The 18466-nt window shown below is 61.0% G+C and carries 17 protein-coding genes and 1 pseudogene; 11 read left to right on the forward strand and 7 right to left on the reverse strand.

The window, feature by feature from the left end:
• Positions 1-19: 19 nt before the first annotated feature.
• From E4P01_RS07450 to E4P01_RS07465, 4 genes are all read right to left on the reverse strand, one after another.
• Complete coding sequence (locus E4P01_RS07450) at positions 20-775, reverse strand: SDR family oxidoreductase (protein WP_216091573.1); 756 nt, start codon at positions 773-775, stop codon at positions 20-22.
• A 153-nt stretch (positions 776-928) separates the two neighbouring features.
• Entirely contained in the window at positions 929-1936 is a 1008-nt protein-coding gene (locus E4P01_RS07455; RefSeq protein WP_216091572.1) for a substrate-binding domain-containing protein, read from the reverse strand.
• Positions 1937-1970: 34 nt separating this feature from the next.
• Positions 1971-2948 carry an ABC transporter permease gene (locus E4P01_RS07460; RefSeq protein ID WP_216091571.1) on the reverse strand — a complete coding sequence of 326 codons (978 nt, stop codon included), beginning with the start codon at positions 2946-2948 and terminating at the stop codon, positions 1971-1973.
• Positions 2945-4432, reverse strand: coding sequence for a sugar ABC transporter ATP-binding protein (locus E4P01_RS07465; protein ID WP_078821550.1), 1488 nt, complete (start codon positions 4430-4432; stop codon positions 2945-2947). The genes E4P01_RS07460 and E4P01_RS07465 overlap by 4 nt, the downstream gene beginning before the upstream one ends.
• Positions 4433-4715: 283 nt before the next feature.
• Between E4P01_RS07465 and rpiB the strand changes: the two genes are divergently transcribed.
• The 3 genes from rpiB to E4P01_RS07480 all read left to right on the forward strand — a co-directional run bounded on the left by rpiB (position 4716) and on the right by E4P01_RS07480 (position 8184).
• The gene (rpiB, locus tag E4P01_RS07470) at positions 4716-5177 is read left to right on the forward strand and encodes a ribose 5-phosphate isomerase B (protein WP_078821549.1); all 462 of its coding nucleotides are present in this window, start codon (positions 4716-4718) and stop codon (positions 5175-5177) included.
• 63 nt (positions 5178-5240) lie between these two features.
• Positions 5241-6221: a sugar-binding transcriptional regulator gene (locus tag E4P01_RS07475; RefSeq protein WP_005788844.1), complete on the forward strand. Its 981-nt coding sequence runs from the start codon at positions 5241-5243 to the stop codon at positions 6219-6221.
• 394 nt (positions 6222-6615) lie between these two features.
• Positions 6616-8184, forward strand: a complete 1569-nt coding sequence (locus E4P01_RS07480) for a TerC family protein (protein WP_216091570.1) — start codon at positions 6616-6618, stop codon at positions 8182-8184.
• Between the two features lie 37 nt (positions 8185-8221).
• On the opposite strand, the pseudogene E4P01_RS07485 reads toward E4P01_RS07480, so the two are convergent.
• Positions 8222-8494: pseudogene (locus E4P01_RS07485) on the reverse strand (thioredoxin family protein); the annotation flags it as partial.
• A gap of 325 nt (positions 8495-8819) precedes the next feature.
• On the opposite strand from E4P01_RS07485, the gene E4P01_RS07490 reads away from it, so the two are divergent.
• The 8 genes from E4P01_RS07490 to E4P01_RS07525 all read left to right on the forward strand — a co-directional run bounded on the left by E4P01_RS07490 (position 8820) and on the right by E4P01_RS07525 (position 15407).
• Positions 8820-9668, forward strand: a complete 849-nt coding sequence (locus E4P01_RS07490; protein WP_005788838.1) for a transporter substrate-binding domain-containing protein — start codon at positions 8820-8822, stop codon at positions 9666-9668.
• A 52-nt stretch (positions 9669-9720) separates the two neighbouring features.
• Entirely contained in the window at positions 9721-10383 is a 663-nt protein-coding gene (locus E4P01_RS07495; RefSeq protein ID WP_005788836.1) for an amino acid ABC transporter permease, read from the forward strand.
• 12 nt (positions 10384-10395) lie between these two features.
• Complete coding sequence (locus tag E4P01_RS07500; RefSeq protein WP_032876082.1) at positions 10396-11058, forward strand: amino acid ABC transporter permease; 663 nt, start codon at positions 10396-10398, stop codon at positions 11056-11058.
• The gene (locus E4P01_RS07505; RefSeq protein ID WP_103734357.1) at positions 11055-11837 is read left to right on the forward strand and encodes an amino acid ABC transporter ATP-binding protein; all 783 of its coding nucleotides are present in this window, start codon (positions 11055-11057) and stop codon (positions 11835-11837) included. Before E4P01_RS07500 ends, E4P01_RS07505 begins: the two co-directional genes overlap by 4 nt.
• Positions 11838-11852: 15 nt before the next feature.
• On the forward strand, positions 11853-12242 hold the full coding sequence (locus tag E4P01_RS07510; protein WP_005788829.1) for a RidA family protein: 390 nt from the start codon (positions 11853-11855) through the stop codon (positions 12240-12242).
• Positions 12243-12409: 167 nt separating this feature from the next.
• Positions 12410-13174, forward strand: a complete 765-nt coding sequence (locus E4P01_RS07515; RefSeq protein ID WP_032876076.1) for an IclR family transcriptional regulator — start codon at positions 12410-12412, stop codon at positions 13172-13174.
• A 9-nt stretch (positions 13175-13183) separates the two neighbouring features.
• Positions 13184-14392 (forward strand): amino acid deaminase, encoded by a 1209-nt coding sequence (locus E4P01_RS07520; protein WP_216091569.1) that lies wholly within the window; start codon positions 13184-13186, stop codon positions 14390-14392.
• A gap of 109 nt (positions 14393-14501) precedes the next feature.
• The gene (locus E4P01_RS07525; RefSeq protein WP_216091568.1) at positions 14502-15407 is read left to right on the forward strand and encodes a sugar kinase; all 906 of its coding nucleotides are present in this window, start codon (positions 14502-14504) and stop codon (positions 15405-15407) included.
• A gap of 103 nt (positions 15408-15510) precedes the next feature.
• Here E4P01_RS07525 and E4P01_RS07530 read toward each other — a convergent pair whose 3' ends face one another.
• The gene (locus tag E4P01_RS07530; protein WP_003174397.1) at positions 15511-15786 is read right to left on the reverse strand and encodes a peptidylprolyl isomerase; all 276 of its coding nucleotides are present in this window, start codon (positions 15784-15786) and stop codon (positions 15511-15513) included.
• A 43-nt stretch (positions 15787-15829) separates the two neighbouring features.
• On the reverse strand, positions 15830-18367 hold the full coding sequence (locus tag E4P01_RS07535) for a PAS domain-containing protein (protein ID WP_216091567.1): 2538 nt from the start codon (positions 18365-18367) through the stop codon (positions 15830-15832).
• Positions 18368-18466 lie beyond the last annotated feature (99 nt).

Here is an 18466-nt window from a genome sequence, read left to right on the forward strand (position 1 = left end):
TCACGACATAAAGATGGAATTACTGAATGCTGTAGCCGCCATCGATCACCATGTTGGCGCCGGTGATCATCTGCGCGGCATCGCTGAGCAGGTATAGCGCCAGCCCGGCGATTTCTTCCGGCTGGGCAAAACGCCCCGCCGGGATCTGCAATTTGGCCCGCTCACCCACGTCGCCGGCCCAGGCTTTTTTGCCCAGGGCGGTTTCGACGATGGTGGGGGAGATGGCATTGACGTTCACCTGCGGCGCCCACTCCATGGCCAATACCTTGGTCATGCCGACGATGGCGGCTTTGCTGGCGCAGTAGGCGACGTGACGGTCCAGGCCAATCACAGCGGCCTGGGACGCCAGGTTGACGATGCGCCCGCTGCCTTGGGCGAGCATATGTCTGGCGCAGGCCTGGGCCACGAAGAAACTCGCCTTGAGGTTGATGTCCAGGGTGGTGTCCCAGGCGCTTTCGCTGATCTCGATGGCTTTGTCCAGCAACACCACGCCTGCGCTGTTGATCAGGTAATCCAGGCGTTGGAAGTGTGTGAATACGCGGTCGATGGTGGGTTGTATCTGGCCGACCTGGCCGAGGTCGACGGCAATGCCCAGGTGCCCGGCACCCAGGCTGGCGGCCACCTCGACCACGGCCGGGTCGCGGTCCAGCAGCGCCACCCTTGCGCCGCGTTCCGCCAGTAAGGTGGCGCAGGCCAGACCAATGCCGGCGGCGCCACCGGTGATGACCGCGCAACGGCCGCTGAGGTCGAAGGCTTGGTTCCAGAAACCAGACATGAATAACTCCCGTCACAGATCAAAAGGTAGAACGCGGTCCAATGTGGGAGCTGGCTTGCCTGCGATTGCATCGACCCGGTCTACCTGATGCACCCAGGTGCCTGCATCGCAGGCAAGCCAGCTCCCACAGTTGACTGTGTTTCAAGCCACTGACTACTTGCCGCCGCTGACTTGCTTGTACAGCGCATCCGCATTGGCATTGGTCACCGGCACCCACGGCAGGATGTAGTTCTTGGCCGTGCCGTCACCCCATTTCACGTCCTTGGCGTAGCGCTCCCAGATCACCGATTGCGGCTTGTAGTCCTCACCGGCCAGGGCGCGCAGGGCCACGTCCAGTGCGCCTTGGGATTGGGCCTGGGCGTCCTGGAGGAATGTGGTGACTTCGTCTTTTTTCGCCGCCTGGATCGCATCCGGCATACCGTCGATGGAGGTCACGGGCACCTCTTTGGAGGTCAGTCCGTGAGACTTCAGGGCCTGCACAGCGCCGAGGGCCATGTCGTCGTTCTGGGCGATCACGCCGTTGATGCCCTTGGGGTGGGCGTTGAGCCAGTCTTCGGTGAGGGTCATGGCCTGGGCGCGGTCCCAGTTGGCGGTTTTCTTCTCGATGATCTTGATATCAGGGTGTTTGCCCAACACTTCCAGCTCGCCTTTTTCCCGGTCGATCTGCGCCGACTGGCCAATCGGGCCCTGGATGATCACCACGTTGCCCTTGCCGTTGAGCTTGTCGACCATGGCCTGGGCCTGCAGGCGGCCGCCTTCGACGTCGTCGTTCCCCACATACGGCACGCTGGCATCGGCTACTTTCGTATTGGAGGCGATGACCACCACGTCGTTGCTCATGGCCGCCTTGACCGTACCGACACCGGCCTTGGTATCAATGGGCACGAACAGAATCGCGTCGTAGCGTTGGGTCACCATGTTTTCGATCTGGTTGTTCTGGGTCAGGGCGTCGTAGTTGCCGTCGAATACGGTCAACTGCACGGTGCCATCCTTGACGGCCGGATGTTCCTTGAGCTCACGCACCCAGTTCTGCATGAACTGGCCCTTGAGGCCGTAGACGGCTGCGCCGATCTTGTAGGTCTTGCCATCGGCTGCCATGGCGACACTGCTGGCGAGCAGGGAGAGGGCCGCCGCGGCGGCCAGGGTAGTACCCAGTTTCATAAGTCGAACTCCAGTTATTGTTATCGGTCGTTCTTCAGCGTTTTTTCTTGCGCCACACGTCGATCAGTACTGCGAACACGATGATCAGGCCCTTGGCGACCTGCTGGTAATAGGAGGACACGCCGAGCAGGTTCAGGCCGTTGTTGATCACACCGATCAGCAGCGCCCCGAACAAGGTGCCGACAATGCTACCGGTACCGCCCGACAGGCTGGTGCCGCCGATCACCACCGCGGCAATCGCGTCCAGCTCATAGGAAACCCCGGCCTGGGGCAGGGCAGAGGTGGTACGTGCCGACAACACCACGCCGGCCAATCCGGCGAGCAGGCCCGAAACCACGTACACCGAGAACATCACCTTGCGCACGCCGATGCCGGAGGTGCGTGCGCTTTTTTCATTGCCGCCTACCGCGTACACGTAGCGGCCGTAGGTGGTGTAGCGCAGCACCATCCAGAAGATCAGCGCGACCACAGCGAAGATAATGATCGGCACGCCCACTGGGCCGATCTTGCCGATACCCAGCGCCAGGTAGGCGTCGGGCAGGTCGGTGATCGGGCTGCCGTCGTTGAGGATAAAGGTCATGCCGCGGGCGATGCTGAGCATACCCAGGGTGGCCACGAACGGCGGGATCGACAGGTTGGCGACCATAAAGCCGTTGACCACGCCAAGCATCGCCCCGGCAAACATCCCGGCGCTGACTGCCGCCAACAGGCCATAGCCCTGGGTGGCGACCATCGCGCTGCACAATCCGGCAAAGGCCAGGATCGAACCTACCGACAAGTCGATGCCCTTGGTCAGGATCACATAGGTCATGCCCACGGCGAGGATGCCGTTGATGGAGGTCTGGCGCAGGATGTCCATCCAGTTGCGCCAGGTCATGAAGTATTCGCTGGAAAACGCCATCACCACGCACAGCAGGATAAACACCAGCGGCAGGCCGAAGCGGTCCAGAGACAGGCGCAAGCGGTTGCGTGGCGCGGTGGTGACAGGGGCGGTAAGGGTTTTGGCATTCATGAGGCAAGACTCAACAAGGCTTCCTGGGAAAGGGCAGTGTCGGTGCTGATGGTCACCAGCCGGCCGCCCTTGAATACGGCAATGCGATCACTCAAGTGCAGCAGTTCCGGAGCTTCGGACGACACCACAATGGCGGCGCCGCCGGCCCGTACGAACTGGTCGAGCAGGTGGTAGATCTCCTGCTTGGCGCCTTCATCGATGCCGCGGGTGGGTTCGTCGCAAAGCAGGCACACCGGCTCGGTGGACAGGCATTTGGCGAGCACGACTTTTTGCTGGTTGCCGCCGCTCATGGACGCCACCGGCAGGTCCAGGGAGCTGGTCTTGATCTGCAGGCGCTTGACCATGTCTTCGGCCAGTTGGGCTTCCTTGCGCGCATTGATCAGCGACCAACTCGACAAGCGCTTGTAGGCCGACAGCGCGATGTTCGAGAGGATGCTGCCGGTCAGCACCAGGCCACTGTCCTTGCGGTCTTCGGTGACCAGCGACATACCGGCGTTGATGGTGGCCTTGGGCAGCCCGATGGGCATGGGCTTGCCTTGCAGGGTGACGCTGCCGGAATCGGCTACGGTCAGGCCGTAGATGCAGTTGAGAAACTCACTGCGCCCGGAGCCCATCAGCCCGTAGATGCCAAGAATTTCGCCACGGCGCAATTGCAGGCTGATGTCGTGGAACTCGCCGTTGCGGCTCAGGTTGTCGACTTGCAGGCAGGTGTCGGCGGCGCATTCACGGCCGACCTTGTGGTCGATGCGCGTCAGTTCCTGGCCAACAATGCCGCGTACCAGGTGGTCGCGGTCGATATCGGCCATGCGCCCGCTTTCTACAAAGGCGCCATCGCGGAAGATGCTGTAGTCGTCGGCGATCTGCGCCAGTTCGCTCAAGCGATGGGACACATACACAATGCCGGCGCCACGGGCGGTGAGGCGGCGAATGGCCTTGAACAGGGTTTCTGCCTCGCGCTCGCCGATGGCCGAGGTGGGCTCGTCCATGATCATCACCTGGCAGTCATGGCTGAACGCCTTGGCGATTTCCACCAGTTGAATTTGCGCCACGCTCAAGCGGTGCATGGGGCTGGTGGCGTCGACGTCGAACTCCAGGCTTTCCAGCAGCTCGCGGGTGCGGCGGTTCAGGGCCTTGCTGTCGACAATGCAACCGGCGCGGCGCGGCTCGCGGCCCAGCCAGATGTTTTCGGCGACGGTCATGTAGGGGATGGGTTCCAGCTCTTGGGTGATCATCGCGATCCCGGCCGCCAAGGCTTCACTGGGGCGGTTGAACTGCACCGGTGCACCGTTGAGCGCAATGGTGCCGGCGTCACGCTGGGTAATGCCCATCAGGATGCTCAGGAAGGTCGACTTGCCGGCACCGTTGCCGCCGCACAGGGCGTGGACGCTGCCGGCGCGTAGAGAGAGGCGTCCGTCACGCAGGGCTGGCACCCCGGCGTAAGCCTTGGCGACGTGTTCAGCCTGGAGCAGTAATGGCGTGGCCATCGGCGTGTCCTCGTGCTGTGAATTCTTATTAGGTCGCACAGTCATGTTTCGCTGTGATCATATGTGTATCAAATGAAATTCTGATCAGTCAATCTCTTTCATTAAAAAGCGTTGATTCTCATCTGTAGTGGCTTTAATGGCTGTTTATCCCGCTTGGACTGGGAGGTCAGTTAAATCGCGCTTGACATGAGGGGCATAATGATCGCGAAATGACTGAGCGAAATTTCATTGAGTGATCATATGATCAGTCTTAATCTAGATCAGGGCAGCGGAGCCAGACGCCATGAACACACCTTTTCCGGTGGCTATCGGATGCGATGAAGCGGGTTTTGAGCTTAAAGAGCTGTTGAAGCGCCATATCGAGGCGCTGGGTTACCCGGTCACTGACTTCGGTACCCATTCCATCGCGCCGGTGCTCTATCCGGACATCGCGCTGGCCGTGGCCAACGCTATCAGCGCCGGGCAGCAGCGCCTCGGTGTGCTGGTGTGCGGCACCGGCATCGGCATGGCCATCTCGGCCAACAAGGTGTTGGGTATCCGCGCGGCTCAGGCCCATGACACCTATTCGGCGGAGCGGGCGCGCAAGAGCAACGATGCGCAGATTCTGTCCATCGGTGCGCGGGTGATCGGCGCCGAACTGGCCAAGAGCATTGTCACGGCGTTCCTGGTCTCGGAGTTCGAGGTGGCGCGTTCCGGGGCCAAGGTCGAGCGCATCAACGCAATCGAGCGCGATGGGCATCAGTAGTGGACGGCACGGGGCAAGAGTCGGGAGAATGCGCCTTTGACGCCGAAACGGAAGCCCGTCCCCATGAGTGACAGTACCCAGCGCATGGCCAGCGATATCGATCAAATGACCGAAGTGGCGATGCTCTATTACCTTGAGAACGTCACTCAGGAAGCCATTGCCAAGCGCTTTGACCTGTCGCGGGCCAAAGTCAGCCGCCTGCTCAAGCGTGCGCGAGATGAAGGCATTGTCGAGGTGCGCGTGTTGCAGCACCCGGCGATGAACAACGAACTGGAACGCGCGTTGGTGGAGCGCTTCAAGCTCGACCGCGCCTTGATCGCCGTTGACCATAGCGACCCCGACACCCAGCGCTCGGCAGTCGCTAGCCTGGTCGCCAACTACCTGAACAAAACCTTGGGCGATGGCATGATCGTCGCCGTGGGCATGGGCCGTAACGTCGGCGCGGTGGCCGATAACGTGTTCCTGCCGGTGACGCGCAACTGCACGTTCGTATGTGCTATCGGTGGTTCGCTCAAGGCCGGCGAGTACATGAACCCCGACCATATCTGCCGGCGCCTTGCCCTGCGCTTTGGCGGCGAGAGCGAAAGCCTGTACGCCCCGGCGCTGGTGGCCAACCCGGAACTGCGTGGTGTGTTGATCAATAACGACACGGTACGCTCCACCCTCGACCGCGCCCGGCGTGCCGACATTGCCCTGATCGGCATTGGTGATATGAGCGAAAACAGCAACATGGTGCGCATGGGCTGGTTCTCGCCCCAGGAAATCGCCCAGGCGCGGTTGTCCGGCACGGTGGGCGATATGATGGGCTATGACTTTATCGATATTCACGGCCAGCCGGCGGTCAACGCCATTCAAGGCCGAGTGATCGGGTTGACGGTGCAGGAGCTGTTCCGCATCCCGGATGTGGTGGCGATTGCCAGTGAAAACACCAAGGCCGCGGCGACGCTGGGGGCGTTGCGGTCGGGGGTGATCAATACGCTGGCGACGACCGTCACCAATGCCCACACCATCCTGGCGCTGGATGATGCCACCCGAAAGTCTTGATACCACACCGTTCCAAATGTGGAATGGGGGGCTTGTGTGGGAGGGGGCTTGCTCCCGATAGCGGTGTGTCAGCCAGCTTATATATTGACTGACACACCGCCATCGGGAGCAAGCCCCCTCCCACATTGGTTTTGCATCGGCTGGAAGACAGGTTTTGTAATAGTTTTGCTATGTGGGAATTGTGTATTTGGGCTGTAGGATTCAAGTCCTTTTGTTATTTCAGGACTTGCATGAACACCCTCTCGGAGCCTCCCAGTCGTCTTTCCCCAAGACACTTACTGTCGCTGTTCCCCCTGAAGCACCCCGTATTCCGACTGCTAACCTTGTCCCGGTCCACTGACCGCGCATTGCCGTGTCCGGCATTCTGAAAACTTTGAATACAGAGACTCTATAAATGGAATGGTTAGCGGATCCAACGGCCTGGCTGGGCCTGGCGACCTTGATTGTGCTGGAACTGGTGCTGGGTATCGACAACCTGGTGTTTATCGCGATCCTGGCAGACAAGTTGCCGCCGGAGCAGCGTGACCGTGCACGTTTGATCGGTTTGTCCCTGGCGCTGCTGATGCGCCTGGGCCTGTTGGCGAGTATTTCCTGGTTGGTGACCCTCACCCAGCCGTTGTTCGAGGTGTTCGACAAGAGCTTTTCCGGCCGTGACCTGATCATGCTGTTCGGTGGTGTGTTCCTGTTGTTCAAGGCCACCATGGAGCTGCACGAACGCCTGGAAGGCCACGTGGCCCAGCACAAGGGCAGTGTGGCTTATGCGATGTTCTGGCCGATCGTGGCGCAGATCGTGGTGCTCGACGCAGTGTTCTCCCTCGACGCGGTGATTACCGCAGTGGGCATGGTCGATGAGCTGGCGGTGATGATGATCGCGGTGATCGTGTCCATCGGTTTGATGATCGTGGCGAGCAAGCCGCTGACCCGTTTCGTCAACGCCCACCCTACGGTGATCATGCTGTGCCTGGGCTTCTTGATGATGATCGGTTTCGCCCTGACCGCCGAAGGCTTGGGCTTCCATATTCCCAAGGGCTACCTGTACGCGGCCATTGGTTTCTCGATTCTGATCGAGGTGTTCAACCAGATTGCCCGCTCGCGTCGCAAGAAATCGGCACAAGGTGTGCTGCCGGTGCGTGAGCGTACGGCCCATGCAGTGATGCGTTTATTGGGTGGCCGCAGCCTGGCGGTGGAGGAGGTGGGTGAAGAGGTCGCTGACTTGCTGGGCGAGCCGGATACTGCACAGGGCCCGCTGTTTGATCGACGTGAGCGGGTGATGATCAGCGGGGTGCTGCAACTGGCCGAACGGCCGATTCGTACCCTGATGACACCACGGGCCAAGGTTGACTGCATCGACCTGGCGGACGATCCCGACACGATCCGCCTGAAGCTGATGCATTCGTCCTACTCGCGTTTGCCGCTGATCCGCAACGGTGCGGTGGATGAACCCTTGGGCTTTGTGCACAAGAAGGAACTGCTCAAGGAGTACCTGGCCGGTAACGAGCCGAACCTGGAGCACCTGGCGCGCCGGGCAATCAACCTGCTGGAGAGCTTTTCGATCCTCAATGCCCTGGAGCAGATGCGCCAGGAGTCCACCCATATCGCCTTCGTAATCAACGAATTCGGGGACTTCATGGGCGTGTTGAGCATGACCGATATTCTGGAATCCATCGCCGGTGAATTGCCCGATGCCAGCGAAATCGAAGGGCCGGACATCGTCGAGCAGAACGACGGCTTTCGTGCCAACGGTGCCTTGAACCTCAATCTGGTGCGTCAGCGCACGGGCTTCAAGGCTGCGGCGACCGAGGATTATCAAACCCTGGCGGGGTTGGTGATGAGCCTGCTCGACCGTTTGCCGGTGGTGGGCGATAGCCTGGAACATGAGGGTTGGCGTTTGACGGTAGCTGAAGTGGAGGAGCGTCGAGTGACGCAAGTGCACTTGCGCCCTTGCTCAGGTCATAACGGTTGAAGATGTCTGTTACGCACTGCTCTTGCTCTTCAAGTGGGCCGAAGCCCTTGAGTTTTTCTACCACGATTCCCTCCTGGTAGATCAGTAGCGTCGGGGTGCCTGTCACATCAGGGTGCCTCGGCGTATGGGCGCAATCGAGTACCAAACTGACTAGCCAGGGATGCTTCCAAGCGGCCTGTTCGAATAAGGAGCCTGCTTGCGCACAGGCAGGGCAGTGCTCGGAAACAAACAGAATGAACACCGGGCGCGGGGTGTTCAGTACCCGATTGAACTCTTTGGCGCTGGAAATTCTGCGCGTGGCGACTCCCATGTCGATCCCCTTCCGGCTGTGTTGGTTTTTGCCAACGCTAAGCCGGTGGGGTACCACCGTCTACTGTCAACCTTCACAGGTGTGCGTCGATCCGAGGCGGTCAGTATGGGGGCGCAGTAACACCGTTGTGGGGCGTTGCGTAGCAACACCCGATGCTGGCGGCGCAAAGCCGTTAAGCGCTTCAATACCTATCTTACTGAACCCTAAAGAGTTTCCCGACCGCATATTTTTCCTCCCGTGGCTGTGGCACACTTTCTGCTGTCTATTCCGTTGTTACATACCAAGTTCCGGTATAACGGAATACACAACCCCTGGAGTGCTTGTCATGCATCACCGACCTTCCGTATTCAAAGCGTGTGTTTTTCTTGTTGCCGCATCGGCTTCCTTCACAAGCATGGTGCAGGCGGCGGACAGCAAGCTGGATGATGTGCTCAAGCGCGGGCATCTGATCGTGGGTACAGGCAGTACCAATGCGCCGTGGCACTTCCAGGGAGCGGATGGCAAATTGCAGGGGTTTGATATCGACATCGGCCGCATGGTGGCCAAGGGTTTGTTCAATGACCCGAGCAAGGTCGAGTTTGTGGTGCAGTCATCCGATGCGCGCATTCCCAACCTGCTGACGGACAAGGTCGACATGAGCTGCCAGTTCATCACCGTCACCGCCAGCCGTGCGCAGCAGGTGGCTTTTACTTTGCCGTACTACCGTGAAGGTGTCGGCCTGCTGTTGCCCAACAACAGCAAGTACAAGGAAATCGAAGACCTTCAAGCCGCAGGCGATGACGTGACCGTGGCCGTGCTGCAAAACGTGTACGCCGAAGAGCTGGTGCACCAGGCACTGCCCAAAGCCAAGGTCGACCAGTACGACAGTGTCGACCTGATGTACCAGGCCGTGAACTCCGGTCGCGCCGACGCGGCTGCCACCGATCAGTCCTCGGTCAAATACCTGATGGTGCAGAACCCCGGTCGCTACCGCAGCCCCACTTACGCCTGGAGCCCGCAAACCTACGCGTGTGCGGTCAAGCGTGGCGACCAGGATTGGCTGAACTTCGTCAACACCGCGCTGCATGAAGCCATGACCGGTGTGGAATTTCCCACCTACAAGGCTTCTTTCAAGCAGTGGTTCGGCGTTGACCTGCCAGAACCGGCCATCGGTTTTCCCGTGGAATTCAAATGATCCGGAACAGCCGGGGCGTGCTTGAGCGCGCCTCACTCAGGTATTGCCGACCATGAACTATCAGTTGAATTTTGCCGCCGTCTGGCGTGATTTCGACACCTTGCTGGCGGGGCTCGGCCTGGGCCTGCAGTTGGCCCTGCTGTCGATTGCCATCGGCTGCGTGATCGGCCTGCTGATGGCGTTTGCCATGCTGTCCAGGCACCGCGCGTTGCGCATCCTCGCTTCGGTGTATGTGACGGTGGTGCGCAATACGCCGATCCTGGTGTTGATCCTGTTGATCTACTTCGCCTTACCGTCCCTGGGGATTCGCCTGGACAAAATCCCTTCGTTCATCGTCACCCTGTCGCTGTACGCCGGTGCCTACCTGACCGAAGTATTCCGCGCCGGGCTGTTGAATATTCCCAAGGGCTTGCGTGAAGCGGGGTTGGCGATCGGCCTTGGCGAATGGCGGATTCGCGCCTATATCACCGTGCCGGTGATGCTGCGCAACGTGCTGCCGGCGCTGTCGAACAACTTTATCTCGCTGTTCAAGGACACGTCCCTGGCCGCCGCGATCGCGGTGCCGGAGCTGACCTATTACGCCCGCAAGATCAACGTTGAAAGCTACCGGGTGATTGAAACCTGGCTGGTGACGACCGCGCTCTATGTGGCTGCCTGTTACCTGATTGCCATGCTGCTCCGTTACCTGGAGCAGCGTCTGGCGATCCGTCGTTAAGGAAGGGTTTGCATGTACGAATCCCCCAGTTGGCTGCATGAATTGTGGATCGCCCGCGAGACCCTGTGGGCCGGCTTCCAGGCCAGTGTGTCGGTCTCGGCACTGGCGATTATCTTCGGCACCCTGATCGGTATCGTCGCCGGGTTGATCCTGACCTACGGCAAGTTCTGGATGCGTGCACCGTTTCGTCTGTACGTCGATCTGATCCGAGGCACCCCGGTGTTCGTGCTGGTGTTAGCGTGTTTCTACATGCTCCCGGCCCTGGGCTGGAAAATCAGTGCATTCCAGGCCGGTGCGGTCGGGTTGACCCTGTTCTGTGGCTCCCACGTGTCGGAAATCGTGCGCGGTGCACTGCAAGCCATTCCCCGTGGGCAACTGGAAGCGGGCAAGGCCATTGGCCTGACGTTTTACCAGTCGTTGGGCTATGTGTTGTTGCCCCAGGCCCTGCGTCAGATCCTGCCGACCTGGGTCAATTCCTCTACCGAAATCGTCAAGGCGTCCACTTTGCTGTCGGTGATCGGCGTGGCCGAATTGCTGCTCAGCACCCAGCAGGTGATCGCCCGCACCTTCATGACCCTGGAGTTCTACCTGTTCGCCGGTTTCATGTTCTTTGTCATCAACTACGCCATCGAATTATTCGGGCGCTACATTGAAAAGCGGGTGGCTTTGCCATGAACCAAGCTCAAACCAAACCAGCGCTGCTGGACATTCGTGGCCTGCGTAAACAGTACGGCCAGGTGGAAGTGCTCAAGGGTGTCGATCTGTCGATGCAGCGCGGCAATGTGGTGACGTTGATCGGCTCCAGCGGCTCGGGCAAGACCACCTTGCTGCGTTGCGTGAACTTGCTTGAGGAGTTCCAGGGCGGGCAGATCACCCTGGACGGCGAGTCCATTGGCTACAGCGAGGTCGGCGGCAAGCGCGTACGGCATCCGGAGCGGGTGATTGCCCAGCACCGCGCCATGACCGGCATGGCGTTCCAGCAATTCAACCTGTTCCCGCATCTGACCGCGCTGCAAAACGTCACCCTTGGCTTGCTCAAGGTCAAGAAGATGGGCAAGGATGAAGCCGTGGCCCTGGCCGAAAAGTGGCTGGACCGCGTCGGCCTGCTGGAGCGGCGCAACCACTTTCCCGGCCAATTGTCTGGTGGTCAGCAACAGCGCGTGGCGATTGCCCGCGCCATTGCCATGAACCCCAGTCTGATGCTGTTCGACGAGGTCACATCGGCCCTCGATCCGGAGCTGGTAGGCGAAGTGCTCAGCGTGATCAAGGGGCTGGCGGAGGAGGGCATGACCATGTTGCTGGTCACCCACGAAATGCGCTTTGCCTATGAAGTCTCCGACCAGATCGTCTTCATGAACCAGGGCCGCATTGAAGAGCAGGGCACTGCGAAGGACATCTTCGAGCGGCCGCAGTCGCCGCGACTGGCGGAATTTTTAAAGAACATTCGTTTTTAACAAGGAGCAACTTTTATGAGCATTACTCGTTACGGTACCGGCAGCACCGCAGGTGGCGGCCAGCCACGCCCGTTCGCACGTGCGGTGGAGGCCGATGGCTGGCTGTATGTGTCGGGCCAGGTGCCGGCGGTGGATGGCGAAATCATCAGTGGCGGCATCGTCGAGCAAACCCGGCAGACCATGCGCAACGTGGTGGCGATCCTCGAAGAAGCCGGCTATGAGCTCAAGGATGTTGTGCGCGTGGGCGTGTGGCTGGAAGATCCACGGGACTTCTGGAGTTTCAACAAGGTCTTCGGCGAATACTTCACCCCCGAGCACGCCCCGGCGCGGGCTTGTGTGCAGGCCAATATGATGGTTGATTGCAAGGTTGAGATCGACTGCGTGGCCTACAAGAAAAAGGGCTGAATGCCCCCACTCTTGAGATCACTGAAGATCAATGTGGGAGCTGGCTTGCCTGCGATGACGTAGTGCCAGATAACACCTTTGTCACTGACCCACCGTCATCGCGGGCAAGCCCGCTCCCACAGAGGATCACCGTGCAGCAAACACCTTTGACCGGACCCATCACTGCCATGACCGAAGACACCATCAAACGCCGCGCCAAAGGCCTGGACCGTGCGTTCGATATCCTTGATTTTCTCAAGGAGATCGGCCAACCCCTGCGCCCGAATGACATTGCCAGCGGCATCGGCAGCCCCAAGTCCACGGTCTACGAATTGGTCGCGTCCCTGCTGGAGCGGCGCATTCTGGAAACCGTGGGCAAGGACGGTCACGTGTATCTGGGGCGCCAGTTGTATTTCCTCGGCCAGGCGCACCTGCGGCACTTCGACCTGACCCGCGAGGCCGATCACGCCCTGCAGGAAATCGTCAGCCAGACCCACGAAACCGCGCAGATGTGCCTGCTCAACGGGCGCAAGTACACGGTGGCGCTGATGCGCGAAGGCCAGCGGCATTTTCGTATTTCTTCGGATATCGGTGAAAACGCGCCGATCCCGTGGACCGCTTCCGGGCGTTTGTTGCTGGGGCATTTGAGCGACCAGCAGATCATCGAGCTGATCGACCCCGACGATTTCATCCTGCCGGACGGCCTGCGCCTGCCGCTCGATACCTTCCTGGCGCAGATCCGCCAGGCCACCGTCGATGGGTTCTTTTCCTTCGACAGTGTGGCCGACACCTTCACCCATTGCTTCGCCGCCCCGGTGCGGGACGCCCAGGGCATCAGCATTGCGACCCTGTGCATCGTTGCCCCGCGAGCCGATGCCAGCAAGCACTACCACGACTACCGCCGGGTGCTGATCGACAGCGCCAACAGCCTGGCCCGGCGCATCAACGAATAGGAGTTTTCCATGTCTGCCCTCAATGCCGTTGAAAAAGGTGCCGCCGCCGTCGGTGCCCATTTGGTCCGCGATGTCAGCCTGCCGGCGCTGGTGCTGCATCGTGACGCCCTGGAGCACAATATTCGCTGGATGCAGGACTTTGTCAGCCACAGCGGCGCCGAGCTGGCGCCCCACGGTAAGACCAGCATGATGCCTGCGCTGTTCGAGCGCCAGATCACCGCCGGTGCCTGGGGAATCACCCTGGCCAACGCCGTACAAGCCCGCGCCGCCTATGCCGGCGGCGTGCGTCGTGTGCTGATGGCCAACCAATTGGTGGGTGCGCCGAACATGGCGCTGATCGCCGACCTGTTGGCCGATCAGGATTTCGACTTCCATTGCATGGTTGATCACCCGGACAACGTCGCGGATCTGGGCCTGTTCTTCGCCGCGCGCGGCCTGCGTCTGAACGTGATGATCGAATACGGCGTGGTCGGCGGCCGGTGTGGCTGTCGCAGCGAGCAAGAAGTGCGTGAACTGGCCCGGGCAATCAAGGCCCAACCGGCATTGGCGTTGACCGGCATCGAAGGCTACGAAGGGGTGATCCACGGCGAGCACGCCATCAGCGGCATCCGTGACTTCGCTGCCAGCCTGGTGCGCCTGGCGGTGGACCTGCAAGACAGCGGCCTGTTCGACCTGCCCAAACCGATCATCACGGCGTCGGGCTCGGCCTGGTACGACCTGATCGCCGAGTCGTTCGAGGCCCAGAACGCTGCCGGTCGTTTCCTCAGTGTGTTGCGCCCAGGCAGCTACGTGGCCCACGACCATGGCATCTACAAAGACGCGCAATGCTGTGTGCTCGACCGACGCAGCGACCTCAACGAGGGCCTGCGCCCGGCGATGGAAGTCTGGGCGCACGTGCAGTCGCTGCCGGAGCCGGGGTTTGCGGTGGTTGCCCTGGGTAAGCGTGACGTGGCCTATGACGCCGGCTTGCCGGTGCCGCTCAAGCGCTACAAGGCCGGGATCGTCCCGGCGCACGGTGATGATGTGAGCGCGTGCAAGGTCACCGCGGTGATGGACCAACATGCGTTCATGACCGTAGCGCCGGGTGTTGAGTTGCGCATTGGCGACATCATTTCGTTTGGCACGTCCCACCCCTGCCTGACCTTCGACAAATGGCAGGTGGGTTGCCTGGTGGATGAGCAGTTGCAGGTGGTCGAGTCGCTGCGTACCTGTTTCTAGACCGAGTCGCACCTATCGGGGGCAAGCCCCCTCCCACATTTGGAATGCATTCCCCTGTGGGAGGGGGCTTGCCCCCGATGAGGCCATCAGCCCCATCGAGACAGCAGCCATGACCACCCAACCCCGCATCGCCCTTATCGGCGAATGCATGATCGAACTGCAACACCGCGCTGACGGCAGCCTGCACCAGAGCTTCGGCGGCGACACCCTGAACACGGCGGTGTACCTGCGCCGTGAGCTGGGCGAGTGCGCCAGCGTCGACTACGTCACCGCCTTGGGCGATGACAGTTTCAGCGACGCCATGTGCCAGCAGTGGCAAACCGAGGGCCTTGGCCTGAGCATGGTCCAGCGCCTGCCCGGGCGTCTGCCGGGTTTGTACTGCATCCAGACCGACGCCAGTGGCGAGCGCAAGTTTCTTTACTGGCGCAACGAAGCGGCCGTGCGTGACTGCTTTACCACGGCTGCGGCCGAGCCGATCCTGGCAGCGTTGCCGGACTATGACGTGGTGTATTTCAGCGGCATTACCCTGGCGGTGCTGGGCGAGGTTGGGCGCGAGCGCTTGCTGCACACCCTGGTCGAAACCCGCCGCCGAGGTGGCAAGGTGGTGTTCGATAACAATTACCGGCCACGGCTATGGGCCGATGTGCAAGCGGCCCGTGCGGCTTATCGCAAGGTGTTGGCCGAAGTGGATATAGCCTTGTTGACCGAGGATGACGAGCACGCGTTGTTTGGCTATGAGGACAGCGAGCAGGTGTTTGCGGCCTATCCATCGATTGCAGAAGTGGTGCTCAAGCGTGGCGCGGATGCGTGTTTGATTCGCTGTGCGGGAGAGCGTTTTGCGGTGCCGGCGTTGAAGGTGGAAAAGGTGGTGGACACTACGGCGGCGGGAGATTCGTTCAGTGCGGCGTATCTGGCCGGGCGGCTCAAAGGTGGCTCGCCGCAAGAGGCTGCATTGGCTGGGCATCGGCTGGCGAGTCGGGTGATTCAGCTGCCGGGGGCGCTGATACCGAGGTGAATGGCCGCCTGCGGCGGATCGGGAGCAAGCCCCCTCCCACATTAGACTGCATTCCTTCAGTTGGAACAGGGTCAACTGTGGGAGGGGGCTAAAGGCAATCCCATCAATCCCGGTAAAACACCTGCACCAGGTGATAGCCAAACTTGCTCTTGATCGGCCCGTGCACCACCTTCACCGGCTTCTTGAAGATCACCGCATCAATCGCGCCCACCATCTGCCCGGGCCGCACTTCGCCCAGATCGCCGCCACGCTTGCCCGACGGGCAGGTGGAGTACTTCTTGGCCAGCACGTCAAAGGCTTCACCCTTGGCAATGCGCTGCTTGAGTTGTTCGGCTTCTTCGCTGGTTTTCACCAGGATATGACGGGCTTGGGCTTTCATTGATCTCTACCAGGTGTGCGACGGCGCGCGATTATGCCTGAACTCAGGCCTCGCCGCCGATCATGCTGCGGATTTTGGTGGCCAGCAGGTCGATCGAAAAGGGCTTGGCGACCATGTCCATGCCGTCTTCCAAAAAGCCCTGGCGCTCAGCGGCTTTCTCGGCATAACCGGTCATGAACAACACCCGCAGGCCGGGGCGATGCTGGCGCGCGATTTCCGCCAGTTGCCGGCCGTTCATGCCCGGCAGGCCGACGTCGGTCACCAGCAAATCCACGCGCAAATCCGACTCCAGCAGCGGCAGCGCGGCACGGGCGTCGGCCGCCTGGTGCGCGGTATAGCCCAGTTCATCGAGGACGTTGACCACCAACATGCGCACTGCGGGGTCGTCCTCGACCACCACCACGGCTTCACCGGCCAGGGCCACCGGGGCTTCGGTGAGGCTGACGGGCAGGTCGCTTTCCAGTGCGGTGCCGTGCAGGCGCGGCAGGTACAGGCGCACGCAGGTGCCCTGGCCCGGTTCGCTCTGGATCGTTACATGGCCGCCGGACTGCTGGGCAAAGCCGTAAATCATCGACAGCCCAAGGCCGGTGCCTTGGCCGATAGGCTTGGTGGTGAAGAACGGGTCGAATGCCTTGGCGAGGATTTTCGGCGCCATGCCGCTGCCGTTGTCGCTCACGCCGAGCATCACGTAGTCGCCGGCCTTGACCGGCTCCAGGGTTGTGATGTCGGTGCCGTCCAGGTAGCTGTTGGCGGTTTCGATCAGCAACTCGCCGCCGTCGGGCATGGCGTCGCGGGCGTTGATCACCAGGTTGAGCAGGGCGTTTTCCAGTTGGCTGGCATCGGTATTTACCGGCCAGATGTCCTTGCCCAGTTGCACCTTGAGCGCGATATGCGCGCCCTTGGTGCGCTGGAACAGATCTTCCAGGGATGCCACCAGCTGGTTGGGATCGGTGGGGCGGCGGTCCAGCGACTGGCGCCGCGAAAACGCCAGCAGGCGGTGGGTGAGGGCGGCGGCGCGATGGGCCGAGGATACGGCGGCATCGGCAAAGCGGCCAATCTCATCGCTGCGCCCGGCGGCAATATAGCGCTGCATCAGGTCCAGGCTGCCGATGATGCCGGTGAGCATATTGTTGAAGTCATGGGCGATACCGCCGGTGAGCTGGCCCACCGCTTCCATCTTCTGCGCATGGCGCAGGGCGTCTTCGGCGCGTTCACGCTCGAACATCTCGTTCTGCAGGCGCTGGTTGGCCTCGGCCAGCGCCTGGGTACGCTGGGCCACACGCTCTTCGAGGTTCTCGTTGAGATGGCGCAGGGCTTCCTCGGTGAGTTTGCGTTCGGTCTCGTCGATGACAAAAATGTAGAAGCCATTCACCGAACCGTCATTGCTGAAGCGCGGCAGGTATTTCATCAACGCGTGGCGCGGGCGGCCGTCGCGATGGGGCGTGAGGGTCATGAAGCTGCACGCCTTGCCGTTCAGGGCCGCTTCGATCTTGTCTATTCGTCCGGCATACACCTCATCACCGAGCACTTCGCGGATAGTCTTGCCGTACAGCTCCTGGGGCGTCTTGCCGTACCAGTCGAGGTAGGCGCTGTTGTTCAGGCGAAAGCGCTGCTCATGGTCCACGTAGCCGATCAACACCGGCATGGCGTTGATGATCAGTTGCAGCTCGGTCTGGCTCTGGCGCAGCGCCTGTTCGGTGTGCTTGCGCTCGGTGAGGTCCAGCGCGGCGCCGAGGAAGCGTGCGGGTCGGCCTTGTTGGTCCTTGTAGCAGCGGCCACGGGCGAACACCCAGCGCACTTGGCCGTCGGCTTGCAGCAGGCGGTACTCCTCGGCGTATTCAGTGCCGAAGGTGATGCAATGCTTGATGCTGCGCGTGACCATGCCACGGTCTTCGGGATGCACGCCGAGCAGATAGGCGCTGATGGGCAGCAGGCCGGCGTCACTCGGGTCGACACCGTGCAGGTAGGCGAAATGTGCATCGGCGATAAAGTGATCTTCACCGATGTCCCAGTCCCAGGTGCCCACGGCATCGGTCGCCGCCAGTGCCAGTTGCAGGCGCTGCTCGGTGTTGTGCTGGGCCTTGAGGCTCGCTTCGGAACGCTGCTGCAGTTCCAGGGTTTTGCTGCGCCGTTCATTGGTTTCGATGGCGGTGACCAGGATGCCTGCCACCTGGCCACTTTCGTCGCGCACCGGGCTGTAGGTCAGGTCGAGCCAGATTTCGGTGTCGCGACATTCGCGTTGCAAGACAAAACGCTGCTCGCTGAAGGTGCGCACCTGGCCGCCGAGCACCGCGTCGTATACCGGCGCAGCGAAGCTTTGCAGCTCCGGCCAGGTCTGGTGCGCAGGTTGGCCCAGGGCGCCGGGGTGCTTGTTGCCCACCAGTTGGGCGAAGCCATCGTTATACAGTTGTATGAGTTGCGGGCCCCACAGCAGCACCATCGGCATAGGCGAATGCACGACGATATCGACGGCGGTGCGCAGGCTCTGCGGCCAATCAGTGGCCTCACCGAGGGGGCTTTGCGCCCAGTCCAGCCGCTTGATCAATGCAGCGGCTTCGCTACCGGTGGATGTTCCATTCATGAAAAAAAGCCCTGAGCACGACGCTTTGAAAAATAACCACATCCATTGTCCCAAGGATCATCAATGGATGACTACCCCGGAAAAATAGCACGCATTGAC

The sequence above is a fragment of the Pseudomonas sp. NCIMB 10586 genome, from assembly GCF_023127895.1.
Classification (GTDB): domain Bacteria; phylum Pseudomonadota; class Gammaproteobacteria; order Pseudomonadales; family Pseudomonadaceae; genus Aquipseudomonas; species Aquipseudomonas synxantha_A.